General features: G+C 74.3%; 13 protein-coding genes and 1 pseudogene. 10 read left to right on the top strand and 4 right to left on the bottom strand.

Features of this window, described 5'->3' with window-relative positions; all coding sequences use genetic code 11:
• The first annotated feature begins 88 nt into the window (after positions 1–88).
• The 3 genes from ACIQG9_RS08700 (at position 89) to gltX (ending at position 4213) form a co-directional block, all read left to right on the top strand.
• The gene (locus ACIQG9_RS08700; protein ID WP_400399378.1) at positions 89–1414 is read left to right on the top strand and encodes a GH1 family beta-glucosidase; all 1326 of its coding nucleotides are present in this window, start codon (positions 89–91) and stop codon (positions 1412–1414) included.
• A complete protein-coding gene (locus ACIQG9_RS08695) occupies positions 1411–2688 on the top strand; it encodes an MFS transporter (protein ID WP_400399376.1) in 1278 nt (425 codons plus the stop codon). Before ACIQG9_RS08700 ends, ACIQG9_RS08695 begins: the two co-directional genes overlap by 4 nt.
• 115 nt (positions 2689–2803) lie before the next feature.
• Positions 2804–4213 (top strand): glutamate--tRNA ligase, encoded by a 1410-nt coding sequence (gene gltX, locus ACIQG9_RS08690; RefSeq protein ID WP_400399374.1) that lies wholly within the window; start codon positions 2804–2806, stop codon positions 4211–4213.
• A gap of 52 nt (positions 4214–4265) precedes the next feature.
• Here gltX and ACIQG9_RS08685 read toward each other — a convergent pair whose 3' ends face one another.
• Complete coding sequence (locus ACIQG9_RS08685) at positions 4266–4826, bottom strand: copper resistance protein CopC (RefSeq protein ID WP_400399372.1); 561 nt, start codon at positions 4824–4826, stop codon at positions 4266–4268.
• Between the two features lie 274 nt (positions 4827–5100).
• Here ACIQG9_RS08685 and ACIQG9_RS08680 point away from each other — a divergent pair, with 274 nt between their 5' ends.
• A complete protein-coding gene (locus tag ACIQG9_RS08680) occupies positions 5101–5763 on the top strand; it encodes a hypothetical protein (RefSeq protein ID WP_400399370.1) in 663 nt (220 codons plus the stop codon).
• Positions 5764–5766: 3 nt separating this feature from the next.
• On the opposite strand, the gene ACIQG9_RS08675 is transcribed toward ACIQG9_RS08680, so the two are convergent.
• Both ACIQG9_RS08675 and ACIQG9_RS08670 read right to left on the bottom strand, forming a co-directional pair.
• Entirely contained in the window at positions 5767–6693 is a 927-nt protein-coding gene (locus tag ACIQG9_RS08675) for an NADP-dependent oxidoreductase (protein ID WP_400399368.1), read from the bottom strand.
• Between the two features lie 36 nt (positions 6694–6729).
• Complete coding sequence (locus tag ACIQG9_RS08670) at positions 6730–7083, bottom strand: hypothetical protein (protein ID WP_400399367.1); 354 nt, start codon at positions 7081–7083, stop codon at positions 6730–6732.
• 295 nt (positions 7084–7378) lie between these two features.
• Between ACIQG9_RS08670 and ACIQG9_RS08665 the strand changes: the two genes are divergently transcribed.
• From ACIQG9_RS08665 to ACIQG9_RS08640, 6 genes and pseudogenes are all read left to right on the top strand, one after another.
• A complete protein-coding gene (locus tag ACIQG9_RS08665) occupies positions 7379–8680 on the top strand; it encodes a PucR family transcriptional regulator (protein ID WP_400399365.1) in 1302 nt (433 codons plus the stop codon).
• 78 nt (positions 8681–8758) lie between these two features.
• Positions 8759–9928 carry an acyltransferase domain-containing protein gene (locus ACIQG9_RS08660; RefSeq protein ID WP_400399363.1) on the top strand — a complete coding sequence of 390 codons (1170 nt, stop codon included), beginning with the start codon at positions 8759–8761 and terminating at the stop codon, positions 9926–9928.
• Positions 9925–10869: a beta-ketoacyl-ACP synthase III gene (locus ACIQG9_RS08655; protein WP_400399361.1), complete on the top strand. Its 945-nt coding sequence runs from the start codon at positions 9925–9927 to the stop codon at positions 10867–10869. Before ACIQG9_RS08660 ends, ACIQG9_RS08655 begins: the two co-directional genes overlap by 4 nt.
• An 88-nt stretch (positions 10870–10957) precedes the next feature.
• Entirely contained in the window at positions 10958–11197 is a 240-nt protein-coding gene (locus ACIQG9_RS08650) for an acyl carrier protein (protein WP_396859739.1), read from the top strand.
• Between the two features lies 1 nt (position 11198).
• A complete protein-coding gene (fabF, locus tag ACIQG9_RS08645; RefSeq protein ID WP_400399358.1) occupies positions 11199–12425 on the top strand; it encodes a beta-ketoacyl-ACP synthase II in 1227 nt (408 codons plus the stop codon).
• Between the two features lie 22 nt (positions 12426–12447).
• Positions 12448–13873: pseudogene (locus ACIQG9_RS08640) on the top strand (acyl-CoA carboxylase subunit beta).
• A gap of 308 nt (positions 13874–14181) precedes the next feature.
• On the opposite strand, the gene ACIQG9_RS08635 reads toward ACIQG9_RS08640, so the two are convergent.
• Complete coding sequence (locus ACIQG9_RS08635) at positions 14182–14400, bottom strand: hypothetical protein (protein ID WP_400399356.1); 219 nt, start codon at positions 14398–14400, stop codon at positions 14182–14184.
• Positions 14401–14555: the final 155 nt, after the last annotated feature.

Below are 14555 nucleotides of genomic sequence, written 5' to 3'. Positions count from 1 at the left end.
GCCTTGCGTCCGCATCGCTCCGCGCCTATGGCGCATCCGGACTCCGGGCCCTAGAGTCGCGAGCACGTTTCGCGTTCTGGGAGGCTGGATGACGACCGCGCCGATCCCCGGGTTCCCCGCCGGATTCCGTTGGGGGGTGTCCACCTCGGCGTACCAGATCGAGGGGGCTGCCGACGCCGACGGCCGGCGAGCGTCCATCTGGGACACCTTCGCCCACACCGCCGGCCGGATCGTCGACGGCAGCACCGGCGACGTGGCCTGCGACCACTACCACCGGCATCGCGAGGACGTCGCGCTGATGGCCGGCCTGGGGGTGTCGGCGTACCGGTTCTCGATCGCCTGGCCCCGGGTCCGGCCCGGCGGCACCGGCCCGGTCAACCCGGCCGGCCTGGACTTCTACGACCGGCTCGTCGACGACCTGCTGGCCGCCGGCATCGACCCGGTCGCCACCCTGTTCCACTGGGATCTGCCGCAGCCGCTGGAGGACGCCGGCGGCTGGCTGCACCGGGACACCGCCGGCCACTTCGCCGAGTACGCCGACCTGGTCGCCGCCCGGCTCGGCGACCGGGTGAAGCTCTGGATCACCCTCAACGAGCCGTTCATCCACCTGAGCCTGGGCCACGCCACCGGCCTGCACGCCCCCGGCCGGTTCCTGCTGCTCGACGCCCTCCCCGCCGCCCACCACCAACTGCTCGGGCACGGGCTGGCGGTCGCCGCGCTGCGCGCCCGCACCACCAGCCCGGTCGCCATCGCCAACAACTACTCGCCGGTGGTCGTCTCCGGTGACACCGACCCCGACCGGGCGGCCGGGGCGGCGTACGACGCGCTGCACAACCGGCTCTTCACCGACCCGCTGATGGGCCTGGGCTACCCGCCCGGTCTCGACCCGGGCGTGGTCCGCGACGGCGATCTGGCGGTGATCGCCGCACCCGTCGACGTGCTCGGGGTCAACTACTACAACCCAACCGGCGTACGCGCCCCCGCGGCGGGCTCCCCGCTGCCGTTCGAGCTGGTCCCGCTGGACGGGTACCCGCGTACCGCGTTCGACTGGCCGGTGGTGCCGGACGGGCTGCGCGACCTGCTCGTCGGGCTGCGGGACCGCTACCGCGACGCGCTGCCGCCGATCCAGGTCACCGAGAGCGGCTGCGCCTACCCCGACGTCCCGGACGCCGACGGTCGGGTGCACGACCCGGACCGGATCGGCTACCTCGACGGGCACCTGCGGGCGGTGCTCGCGGCGATCGACGCGGGCGTCGACGTGACCGGGTACTTCGTCTGGTCGCTGCTGGACAACTGGGAGTGGGCCGAGGGCTTCACCAAACGGTTCGGCCTGGTGCACGTCGACTTCGACACCCAGGTGCGCACCCCCAAGTCCTCGTACGCCTGGTACCGGGACCAGGTCGGCCGGGGATGACCACCGTCGGCCCGACGCCGGCCTCGCTGCCGGCGGCGCTCGCCGAACCGGCCGTGCCGGTCCGGCGGAGCTGGATCGCGCTGATCTTCGCGGCGAACCTCGGCGTCTGGATGGCCTTCTTCACCCCGATCCAGGTGCTGCTGCCGCAGCAGGTGGAGCGGATCGCCCCCGGCGACAAGGAGGCGATGCTGGCGGTCGTCACCGGGCTGGGCGCGCTCGCGGCGGTGCTGGCCAACCCGCTCGCCGGAGCCCTGTCGGACCGTACCTGCCTGCGGCTGGGCGGGCGGGAGTTCGGCCGCCGGCACGTCTGGACGGCCGGCGGGGCGGTGCTCGGCGCGCTGGCGCTGGTGCTGCTGGCCCGGCAGCAGACCATCGCCGGGGTGGCGCTGGGCTGGGTCGCCGCCCAGGTCTGCTTCAACGCGATGCTGGCCAGCCTCACCGCGGCGATCCCGGACCGGGTGCCGGTGGTCCAGCGCGGCGGCGTCTCCGGCTGGGTGGGCATCCCGCAGGCGCTCGGCCTGGTGGTCGGCGCGGTGCTGGTCACCGCCGTGGTCAGCGGCACGGTCGCCGGGTACACGGCGATGGCGCTGGCGGTGCTGCTGCTGTCGCTGCCGTTCGCGTTGCTCACCGCCGACGACCCGCTGCCCCGGGCGCACCGCGCCCCGCTGCGGCTGCGCGCGCTGGCCGCCTCGATGTGGATCGACCCGCGCCGGCACCCGGACTTCGCCTGGGCCTGGATCACCCGGTTCCTGGTCCAGATCGGCAACGCCCTGGGCACCCTCTACCTGCTGTACTTCCTCACCGACGCGGTGCGCCACCCCGACCCGGAGGGCGGGCTGCTGGTGCTGATCCTGCTCTACACCCTCGGGATGATGCTCACCGCCGTGGTCGCCGGCGTGCTGTCCGACCGGTCCGGAAGGCGCAAGGTCTACGTGATCGTCTCCGGGGTCGTCATGGCGGTGGCCGCGCTGCTGTTGGCGGTGGCGCCGGTCTGGTCCACGGCGCTGGTCGCCGCCGTGCTGCTCGGCGCCGGGTACGGCGTCTACCTGTCGGTCGACGCGGCGCTGATCACCGAGGTGCTGCCGCGCGCCACCGACCGGGCCAAGGACCTCGGCGTGATCAACATCGCCAACTCGGCGCCGCAGGTGCTCGGCCCGGCGCTGTCCGCCCCGATCGTGGTGCACCTGGGCGGCTACCCGACGCTCTACGCGGTGACCGCGGCGGTCACCCTGCTCGGCAGCGCCCTGGTCCTCAAGATCCGCGCGGTCCGCTGACGGGACGGTTCGCCCGCCGGCCGGGTCCGGGAGACGCGCGCGGTCCGCCGGGGCCGGACCTCCGCATCCGGCCCCCTGGCGAATCTCGGTCGCGGCCGGCCGTAGGCTGGAGGGCGTGACGGTACGTGTGCGCTTCGCCCCCTCCCCGACCGGTATGTTCCACGTCGGCGGCGCCCGCTCGGCGCTGCAGAACTGGATCTACGCCAAGCAGCAGGGCGGGGTGTTCGTGCTGCGCGTCGAGGACACCGACGCGGCCCGCAACAAGCCCGAGTGGACCGAGGGCATCCTGTCCGCGCTGGACTGGATCGGCATCGCCCGGGGCAGCTACGAGGGTCCGCACTTCCAGTCGTCGTACGCCGGGGAGCACCGCGCCGCCGCCCAGCGGCTGTTCGACGCCGGCCGCGCCTACTACTGCGACTGCACCCGGGAGACGGTGCAGGCCCGCACCGGCTCGCAGTACCAGGGCTACGACGGCTTCTGCCGCGACCGGGGTCTCGGCCCGGGCGAGGGGCGGGCGCTGCGCTTCCGCACCCCGGACGAGGGCACGACCGTGGTGGTCGACCTGATCCGCGGCGAGCCGACCTTCGAGAACAAGCTCATCGAGGACTTCGTCATCGCCCGGGGCGACGGCTCCCCGGTCTTCCTGCTGGCCAACGTCGTGGACGACATGACCATGGGGATCACCCACGTGATCCGGGCCGAGGAGCACCTGCCCAACACCCCGAAGCAGCAGTTGCTCTGGGACGCCCTCGGGGTCAAGCCGCCGGTCTGGGCGCACGTGCCGGTCGTGGTCAACGAGAAGCGGCAGAAGCTCTCCAAGCGCCGCGACAAGGTCGCCCTGGAGGCGTACCGGGACGAGGGCTACCTCGCCGACGCGATGCGCAACTACCTGATGCTGCTCGGCTGGGCGCCCTCGGGCGACCGGGAGATCGTGCCCTGGTCGGTGATCGAGGAGGAGTTCCGGCTGGAGGAGGTGAACCCGTCCCCCGCCTTCTTCGACGAGAAGAAGCTGCGCGCGTTCAACGGCGAGTACATCCGCGCCCTGCCGGTCGACGAGTTCGTCGCGGCCTGCCAGCCGTGGCTCACCGGCACCGACACCATCGCCCCGCCGCCGTGGCAGCCCGAGGAGTTCGACGCCGACGCGTTCGCCGCGGTCGCCCCGCTGGCGCAGACCCGGATCGCGGTGCTCAGCGAGATCGTGCCGAACGTGGACTTCCTCTTCCTCGCCGACCCGCTGACCGACGAGGCGGCCTGGGCCAAGGCGATGAAGGAGGGCGCGGCCGAGCTGCTGGACGCGGCGATCGCCGGCTACGAGGCGCTGGGGTCCTGGGACGCCGACTCGCTGAAGTCGACGCTGGAGGCGGTCGGCGCGGAGCGTGGCCTGAAGCTGGGCAAGGCGCAGGCGCCGGTCCGGGTCGCGGTCACCGGCCGCACCGTCGGGCTGCCGCTGTTCGAGTCGTTGGAGGTGCTCGGCCGGGAGCGCACCCTGGCCCGGCTGCGCGCCGCCCGCGTCCGGCTGGTCTGATCGGCGTACCGAAGGGCCCGCCGGTGACCGGCGGGCCCTTCGGCGTACCCGGTCAGGAGCGGGCGGCGCGGCGGCGCAGGAACAGGCCGGCGGCGAGCGCGGCGAGCAGCGCCAGGCCGCCCGCCGCCCAGAGCCAGCCCGCGCCGCCCGAGTCCTGCCCGGCGGCGGCCGGGGCCGGCGCGGCCGACGACGGCCCGGTGCTGACGGGCGCGACGGAGGGGCTGGCCGGCGCGGTGCTGGCCGGCGCGGTGGCCGACGGTGACGGCGACTCGGCGGGGGTGCCGGTGGTGAGGGTGAACCGCACCTCCCCCTTCACCGGGTGACCGTCGCTGGAGGCGATCTGGTACCCGACGATGTAGAGGCCGGCGGCCCCCGGCGAGAACGGCACGTTGACCCGGCTGCCGGTGAACGCCGGTGCGCCACCCGCGGCGGGCACGTTGTCCGGTCCGACCACTGTGATCTTCGTCGTACGCGGGTCTGGTTTGGCGAGGAAACGCAGCTCGATCCGGGCCGGCGCGGCGGCGATCCGGGCTCCGTCGGCCGGATTGCTGCCGGTCAGCGAGTTGTGCGCGAACGCCGGCGTCGCCGGCAGCAACGACACACCGAGCGCCACGCCGACAAGCGCTGGCGCCGTCCGCGCCACCCGTGGGACCCTGCCCCCCATGAACCCCTCCGCAAAGGTACGATCCGCCCGCTGATACACGGCTGCATATTAGTCGGGCCGGGGTCGCAGATAGTTCCACATACTGTTCCCAGAGCTGCAACCAAGCGGCGCTCAGTGGAGTCTCTTAGGTGAGGTCCGGTTCCCGCCGGCACGGTCACCGACGTCGACCGACCCGCGCGTACCTGCAGCACAGCCATCCATCGAACGGGGCGAGGAGGCGGCGATGGTCGGAAGGGTGAGGCGACTGCTCGGAACGGTCGCCATGGGTGTGGCGGTGGTGGTGCTGAGCACCGGCCCGGCGGCACCGGCGGCTGCGGCGCACCGGGCCGCGCCGAAGACGCCACCGGCCGGGGTGGACATCACCGGGGTCGGGCTCACCGAGCCACTGCGGCTGCGCGCGGACACCAGCCCCACCCACGTGGTCGCGGTCATCGACCAGGTGAGCTGGTTCGGCCGCACCGGCCAGACCAAGGGACCGACGCCCGCCGACCTCGGTCCGAAGTACACCGTCGTGGTGCTCGCCGGGGACGTGCCCAAGCAGACGTACGACCTCTACCCGCTGGCCAAGGGCGGCCCCCGGGCCTACCGTCCGGCGAAGCAGCCCGACTCCCGTAAGACCAACGCCGGTTGGTTCCTCGGCCGGCTCAACATGTCCGAGACGCTGCGCACCGCCGGGGTGCCGCTGGAGCGGCAGTTCGACACGGTCAGCGGCGGGGTCGGCGGCGGCGAGCGGGTGATCCCGGAGGAGGCCCTCAACCCGGCCCGGGACATCGACGACGCCATCGGCGAGCTTCAACGACTGCTGCTGCTCAACGTCGGCGTGATGCTGGTGATCACCTTCGGGCTGGCGGGCATCGCGCTGCTGATCCGCCGCCGCACCCGCTGAGGCTCAGACCTCCAGCACCACCTTGCCGCGTACCTGCCCGGCCTCGACCAGGCGCTGGGCGTCCGCGGCCCGCGCCAACGGGAACACCTGGGCGACGTGCACGGTGAGCCGGCCGGCGTCGACCAGCCCGGCCAGCACCCTCAGGTCCACCGTGGACGGTTTCCCGAAGACGAAGCTGCCGCCGAGCCGGCTGACGTGCTCCGGGTCGACGGTGGAGAGCAGTCGGGCCGGTCGGGACAGCAGCGCCGCCGAGACGTCCAGCGTCTCCCCGCCGTACAGGTCGAGCGCCACGTCCACCCCGTCGGGCGCGACCGCCCGGACCCGGTCGGCCAGGCCGGTGCCGTCACTGACCGGCTCGGCACCCAGCGAGCGGACGAAGTCGTGGTGGGCCTCGCTCGCCGTGCCGATCACCCGGTCCGCGCCGAGCGCCCGGGCCAACTGCACCGCCAGGTGCCCCACCCCGCCCGAGGCGCCGTGCACCAGCACGGTGTCCCCCGCGCCGGTGCGGGCGAGTTGCAGCGCCTGGTACGCGGTCAGCCCGGCCAGTGGCAGGCCGGCCGCCTCCGTCCAGGACGCCTGCGAGGGCTTGTCGGCCAGGCAGCGCTCCGGGGCCGGGACCAGCTCCGCGTAGGTGCCGTACTGGAGGTCGTCGCGGCGGACGTACCCGACGACCTCGTCGCCGACGGCGAACCCGGCCACCGCCGGGCCGACCGCCGCCACCACGCCCGCCGCGTCCCAGCCCGGCACCAGCGGGAAGTGGCTCGGGAACGCCCCGGCCAGGTGGCCCTCGCGGACCTTCCCGTCGACCGGGTTCACCCCGGCGGCGCGTACCCGCACCAGCACCGTGTCCGGCCCCATCGGTGGATCGGGCAGCTCCCGCAGGGCCAGCCGGTCGGCCGGACCCCACGCGTCGATCGTGATCGCCTTCACGCCGCCCACGCTAACGGCCGGCGGGCCGTCAGGCGGTCAGCACCAGCGGTGTGGCGGCCGTTCCCGGCGCTGCGGGCGCCGGTTGGGGCGGACCGGGCCGTGCCGGTGGGCGCCGGCCCAGCCGGCCAGGTCGCTACGGCAGGCCCGGGGCGGCAGGCCGGGCTCCCCCGCCCCGACGGGCTCCACCCCCGGCCGGGACGCCGAACCGTCGGCCGGCTCGACACCCCGCTGGCGGGGCACCCCCAGCTCGTCGTCGGCCCACTCGGACGCCCGGCAGACCTGCTCCGCCGGCAGCCGGCGGTGCGGTCGCGCCGGCCCCGGCTGGTCGTGGTGGCCCGGCCGGCAGGGCTCGCCCTGGGCGCAGCCGTGGTCGGCCTCCCCGTGCGCCATCCCGGTCTCCTCACGCTCGCGTCGCGCGCCGGACAGCACCCCGGCGGCAGTGCCACCGTACTGTCCGGCACCGACACGTCGTACAGCGCGTACCCCGATGTCAGGACTTCGGCCGGCGCGGGAAGATCGTCTCCCGGACCGGGAACGCGAGCGGCCAGATCAGCAGCCATCCGGTGGCTCGCGCATCCCGTGCCACAGCTCCGCGTCGCCGGACCTGGCGGTGCCGGCCGGGGCCGCCGGTGCGGGCGGCGCGCCGCCCGCTGAGCCGGCACCGGCCGCGTCGACCGGAGCCGGCGTGGAGGGCCTGGTCAGCACGTGTCAGGCTGGAGCGGTGAGCGAACCGGGCGGGACGGAACTGTCGGCCACCCTGCGCCGGATCGAACGGGCGGCGGGGGCGCTGGCGACGGCCAGCGTGGCCCGGATGGACGAGACCCTGCCCTGGTTCCGGGAACTGCCGGCCGACCAGCGTGCCTGGGTGATGCTGGTGGCGCAGGCCGGCGCGCGGTCCCTGGTGCAGTGGCTGCGCTCCGGCGGCGGGAGCGCGGACAGCACCCAGGAGGTGTCGGACGAGGTCTTCGCCACCGCGCCGCTGGCGCTGGCCCGGTCGATCAGCCTCCAGCAGACGGTGGCGTTGATCAAGGTGACCATCGAGGTGGTCGAGGAGCAGGTGTCGCACCTGGCCGTGCCGGGCGAGGAGCAGCAGTTGCGCGAGGCGGTGCTGCGCTTCTCCCGGGAGATCGCCTTCGCCGCCGCGCGGGTGTACGCCCGGGCCGCCGAGTCACGCGGCTCCTGGGACTCCCGGCTCCAGGCGTTGCTGGTGGACGCGCTGCTGCGCGGCGACTCGCCCGACGTGCTGGCCAGCCGTGCCGCCGCGCTGGGCTGGGCGGACGCGCCGCCGGTGGCGGTGGCGGTGGGCCGCTCCCCCGGCGGCGAGGTGACCGTGGTGCTGCACGCCGTCTACCGGCAGGCCCGCCGGATCGGGGTGGAGGTGATCGGCGGCGTGCACGGCGACCGGCTGGTCATCGTGCTCGGCGGCGCGGCCGACCCGGTCGCCGCCACCGAGAAGCTGCTCCCCGCGTTCGGCGAGGGGCCGGTGGTGGTCGGGCCGGCCGTACCCAGTCTGGACGAGGCGACGGAGTCGGCCCGGGCGGCGCTGGCCGGTTTTCGCGCGGCACCGGCCTGGCCGACCGCGCCCCGGCCGGTGCCGGCGGCCGACCTGCTGCCCGAGCGGGCCCTCGCCGGGGACACCGAGGCCCGCCGCCGACTGCGCCACGACGTGTACGCCACGCTGGTCCGCGCGGGCGGGGAACTGCTGGAGACGCTGGACGCCTTCTTCGCCGCCGGTGGGACGCTGGAGAGCGCGGCCCGGGCGCTCTTCGTCCACCCGAACACGGTGCGTTACCGGCTGCGCCGGATCGCCGAGGTGACCGGCTTCTCGCCGCTGACTCCCCGGGACGCCTTCGCGCTCCAGGTGGCGCTGACGGTGGGTCGGCTCGACCCGGTGGTCCCGGCGGGCGCACCGGTGCCGACTCAGACAATGACCGCATCCGCCCGGAAAACGCCGCATACAGGCGATGATAACCGCCGATCTTTGTAGGGTTCCTCCAAAGGTTCTAGTGCGGTTTGGTGTCAGCCCGCACAGCGCTACCCCGGGGTATCGGGGAGAGTCATAGGCGTGCTCGCCGTACTCTCGCCCGGCCAGGGTTCCCAGAAACCCGGCTTCCTGACCCCGTGGCTCGACCTTACCGGCGCCGAGTCGCGGCTGCGCTGGTGGTCCGCGCTCGCCGGGGTCGACCTGGTGCACCTGGGCACGACGGCGGACGCCGACGAGATCCGGGACACCGCCCGCACCCAGCCACTGCTGGTCGCCGCCGCCCTCCTCGCCGCCGAGCAGCTACCCATGTACGACGTGAGCCTGGTCGCCGGGCACAGCGTCGGCGAGCTGGGCGCCGCGGCGCTGGCCGGGGCGCTGCCCGCCGAGGCGGCGATCACCCTCGCCGGGGTACGCGGCCGGGAGATGGCCGCCGCCTGCGCGCTGGAGCCGACCGGGATGGCCGCCGTGCTCGGCGGCGACCCGGACGAGGTGCTGGCCGCCCTGGACACCCACGGCCTGCACCCGGCCAACCGCAACGGCGCCGGCCAGGTCGTCGCCGCCGGCGCGCTCGACGCGCTGGACAAGCTCGCCGCCGAGCCGCCGGCGAAGGCCCGGATCATCCGGCTCCAGGTGGCCGGGGCGTTCCACACCCCGTACATGGCGCCCGCCGAGGCGGCGCTGGCCCGGGTCGCCGCCGGGATCACCCCGGCCGACCCGGCCCGGATCCTGCTGTCCAACCTGGACGGCAGCGCGGTAAGCCACGGCCGGGAGCTGGTCCAGCGGCTGGTCCGGCAGGTCACCGCCCCGGTGCGCTGGGACCTGTGCATGCGTACGCTGGCCGACCTCGGGGTCACCGGCGTCATCGAACTACCCCCGGCGGGCACCCTCGCCGGGCTGGTCAAGCGGGAACTCAAGGGCACCGGCGCACCGGAGATCGTCACCCTGAACACCCCCGACGACCTGCCCGCCGCCCGGGCCCTGATCGCCCGGCACAGCGGCCTGCGCGGCCACGAGCCGGTGATCCAGTTCCGGGTGGTGGTCTCCCCCGCCGCCGGCACCTTCGCCCCGCTCGCCGACCTCGACGAGGGCGCGGACCTCCGTACCGGCCAGGTCATCGGCCACGTCACCACCCGCCAGGGTCCGGTCGAGGTGACCGCCCACGACAGCGGCCTGCTCACCGAGTGGCTGGCCCACCACGACGACCCGGTCGCGCCGGGCCAACCCCTCGCCCGCATCGGAGGCCACGCATGACCGGCAGTCGGATCGTCTCCCTCGGCCACTACCAGCCTTCCCGGGTGGTGACGAACGACGACCTCGCCCAGTTCGTCGACACCAACGACGAGTGGATCCGGGACCGGGTCGGCATCGTCTCCCGGCGGATCGCCGACGGTGAGACGGTGGCCGACATGGCCACCGCCGCGGCCGGCAAGGCGCTGGCCAACTCCGGCCTCAGCGCCGCCGACATCGACCTGGTCGTGGTCGCCACCTGCACCTCGGTCGACCGCAGCCCGAACGTGGCCTGCCGGGTCGCCGCCAAGCTGGGCATCACCGCCCCGGGCGCGTTCGACCTGAACACCGCCTGCTCCGGCTTCGCGTACGCGCTGGGCACGGTGGACCACGCGATCCGGGCCGGTGCGGCGCGCAACGCCATCGTCATCGGCGCGGAGAAGCTCTCCGACTTCATCGACTGGACCGACCGCTCGACCTGCATCATCTTCGCCGACGGCGCGGGCGCGGCGGTGGTCACCGCCACCGCCGACGACGAGCCGACCGGGATCGGGCCGGTGGTCTGGGGCTCGGCCCCGGAGAAGAGCGACGCGGTCCGGATCGAGGGCTGGCGCCCGTACGTCGCGCAGGAGGGGCAGGCGGTGTTCCGCTGGGCCACCACCGCGCTCGCGCCGCTGGCCCTACATGCCTGCGAGAAGGCCGGGGTGGACCCGTCGGAGCTGGCCGCGTTCGTGCCGCACCAGGCCAACGCCCGGATCATCGACGGCATCGCGAAGCGGCTGAACATCCCGCAGGCGATCATCGCCAAGGACATCGTCGAGTCCGGCAACACCTCGGCGGCGAGCGTCCCGCTGGCCCTGTCCAAGCTGGTCGAGCGGCGGGAGGTGCCCTCGGGCGCCCCGGTGCTGCTGTTCGGCTTCGGCGGCGGCCTGACCTACGCCGGTCAGGTCGTCCGCTGCCCCTGAAGAGACCCCCTCGGACGCGCACGCGCCGAGGTGTGACGGCCGGCGTCGCCGACCGTCGAGCATCCCCCGATGAGAGGAACCAACCGCAATGACCCGTGACGAGATCACCGCCGGCCTCGCCGAGATCCTCGAAGAGGTTGCCGGGGTGAACCCGGACGAGGTGGCCGAGGGGAAGTCCTTCACCGACGACCTCGACGTCGACTCGCTCTCCATGGTGGAGGTCGTGGTCGCCGCCGAGGAGAAGTTCGGCGTCAAGATCCCGGACAACGAGGTGCAGAACCTGAAGACCGTCGGGGACGCCGTCAGCTTCATCGAGGCGCAGTCCTGATATGAGTCGCATCGACGTCGTCGTCACCGGGCTCGGCGCGACCACCCCGCTGGGCGGGGACGTCGCGTCGACCTGGGACGCCATGCTCGCCGGCCGCTCCGGGGTGGGTCCGCTCACCGAGGAGTGGGCCGGCCAGCTCCCGGTCCGGATCGCCGCCCGGCTGGCGGTCGAGCCGTCCGAGGTGCTGGACCGGGTGAAGCTGCGCCGGTTGGACCGCTCCGAGGCGATCGCGCTGGTCGCGGCGCAGCAGGCCTGGGCGGACGCCGGCCTGGCCGACTCCGGGTTGGACCGGGAGCGGCTGGGGGTCAGCGTCGGCTCCGGCATCGGTGGCGCGCTGACCCTGCTCGCCCAGGACGACATCCTTGAGGCGTCCGGGCCGCGCCGGGTCTCCCCGCACACCATCCCGATGCTGATGCCGAACGGCCCCGCCGCCTGGGTGGGGCTGGAGCTGGCCGCCCAGGCCGGGGTGCACTCGGTGGCGAGCGCCTGCGCGACCGGCGCGGAGGCGATCGCGCTCGGCCTGGACATGATCCGCGCCGGCCGGGCCGACGTGGTGGTGGCCGGCGGCACCGAGGCGGTCATCCACCCGCTGCCGATCGCCGGTTTCAGCTCCATGCGGGCCATGTCGACCCGCAACGACGAACCGGAGCGGGCGTCCCGCCCGTGGGACAAGAGCCGGGACGGGTTCGTCCTCGGCGAGGGCGCCGGCATCCTGGTGCTGGAGCGGGCCGACCACGCCGCCGCCCGGGGGGCCCGGGTCTACGCGCGGCTCGCCGGAGCCGGCCTCACCTCCGACGGCTACGACATCGTCCAGCCGCACCCGGAGGGGGCGGGCGCGATCCGGGCCATCGCCAAGGCGATCACCGACGCCGACGTGGCGAAGTCCGACATCGTGCACGTCAACGCGCACGCCACCTCGACGCCGGTCGGCGACCTCGCCGAGATCAAGGCGCTGCACCGGGCACTCGGTGACCACCCGGTGCTGACCGCCACCAAGTCGATGTCCGGGCACCTGCTCGGCGCGGCCGGCGCGCTGGAGTCGATCGCCACCATCCTGTCCATCCGGGACAGCATCGTGCCGCCGACGATCAACCTGGACGACCCGGACGACGGTCTCGACCTGGAGGTGGCGGCCAACAAGGTGCGGCATCTGGACATCCCCGCCGCGCTGAACAACTCGTTCGGCTTCGGCGGGCACAACGTGGCTCTCGTCTTCACCCGGGTCTGAGACCACCGCCTTGGAGGCAGCAGTGACCACGAGCGCCGTCAGCACGGGCGGCACGGCAGCCGACCACCGCGATCCCGAGGTGCGGCTCCGGGCCCTGTTCGACGCCGGCTCGCTGCGCCTGCTGGCCGCGCGGGACACCTCCGGCGTGCTCTGGGCGCGCGGTGAGATCGACGGTACGCCGGCGATCGCGTACGCCACCGACGCCACGAGGATGGGCGGCGCGATGGGCACCGACGGGTGCCGGCACATCGTCGACGCCATCGACACCGCGGTGCGGGAGCGGGTGCCGGTGCTCGGCCTCTGGCACTCCGGTGGGGCCCGGCTGGCCGAGGGCGTGGTGGCCCTGGACGCCGTCGGCCAGGTCTTCGCCGCGATGGTGCGCGCCTCCGGGCGGGTGCCGCAGATCTCGGTGGTGCTCGGCCCGGCGGCCGGTGGCGCGGCGTACGGTCCGGCGCTGACCGACATCGTGGTGATGAGCGGGGCCGGCCGGATCTTCGTGACCGGGCCGGAGGTGGTCCGCAGCGTCACCGGTGAGCAGGTCGACATGGAGCGCCTCGGCGGCCCCGAGCCGCACGGCCGGCGCTCCGGTGTGGTCCACGTGACCTGCGCCGACGACGACACGGCGATGACCGAGGCGCGTCGGCTCGCCGCGCTGCTCGGCCGGCAGGGCCGGCTCAGCCCCGACGACGTGCTGACCGGCGCGGACGACGGGCACGACCTGGCCGCGAAGATGCCGGCCGAGACCAACCGGGCGTACGACGTGAAGCCGGTGGTCAAGGCGCTGCTCGACGCACCGGGCGTGGAGTTGCACGCCAAGTGGGCGCCGAACGTGGTCACCACGCTGGGCCGGTTCGCCGGTCGGACGGTCGGCGTGATCGCCAACAACCCGCTGCGGCTCGGCGGCTGCCTGGACGCGTCCAGCGCCGAGAAGGCGGCCCGCTTCGTGCGGATGTGCGACTCGCTGGGGGTGCCGCTGATCGTGCTGGTCGACGTCCCCGGCTACCTGCCCGGCCTGGGCCAGGAGTGGGACGGCGTGGTCCGGCGCGGGGCGAAACTGCTGCACGCCTTCGCCGAGGCGGTGGTGCCCCGGGTGACCCTGGTGACCCGCAAGGCGTACGGCGGCGCGTACATCGCGATGAACTCCCGTTCGCTCGGCGCGACGGCCGTGTTCGCCTGGCCGAACGCGGAGGTCGCGGTGATGGGCGCCAGCGCGGCGGTCAACATCCTGTACCGCAAGAAGCTCGCCGCCGCCCCGGCCGACGAGCGTGAGGCGCTGCGGGCCCGGCTGATCGAGGAGCAGATCCAGGTGGCCGGCGGGGTGAACCCGGGCGCTGGAGATCGGCGTGGTGGACGACGTGATCAAGCCGGAGGAGACCCGCCACCGGATCGCCGAGGCCCTCGCCGGTGCCCCGGCCGCCCGGGGCGCGCACGGCAACATCCCGCTCTGACCGGGGCCGGTTGCGGCCGGCACACGCCGCCGTGACGCCGAACGGCCGACGCCGCCGTCACACCGGCCGGCACACGCCGCCGTAACGCCGACGCTGCCGTGACGCCGAACGCCGACGCCGCCGTGACGGCGAACGACCGACGCCGCCGAACCGCTCGGGCCTCGGCCGTGCCGCCCAGCACGGTCGGGCGGGAGCCGGTCCGGCACCAGCCGTGCCTATCGGCGCATTGGAAGGTGTCGACCTGGGCCGCATCGACGAGTTGGCCGAGGTCAGGGTCCGTGCCTTCGGGTACGGGCCCTGACTGTGCCTCAGCCCCGGTTGCGGGGGTGTTGCCGGGCGGTGCGTTCGTTACCCCGCCGGTAGTTGCCGGTCCAGCGGGCCATCACCAACTGCGGGTCGTCGTCGACCTCGGCGAGGAACTCGGCCGCCCGCTCACCGCGCAGCGTCCCCGCCGGCCGCCCGTGATGGCTGATCACCACCGATCCGTCGCCCCGCTCGACGTACCCGAACCCCCGCGCCTCTCCCATCCCAGCACCCTCCCACCACCCCACCACCCCCGCACCCAATTTTCTCCGACCCCAAAGGCGGTCTTGGAAGGGATCGACCCCTGGAGGGGCCGAATGCCTCCAAGATCTCCGGAGACAGTCCTGGGTTGGCCGGAGACAGCCTCGGTTGGCCGGTG

It is taken from the genome of Micromonospora sp. NPDC092111, assembly GCF_044755745.1.
Taxonomy (GTDB): domain Bacteria; phylum Actinomycetota; class Actinomycetes; order Mycobacteriales; family Micromonosporaceae; genus Micromonospora.
This window is presented reverse-complemented; position numbering and strand designations above follow the sequence as displayed.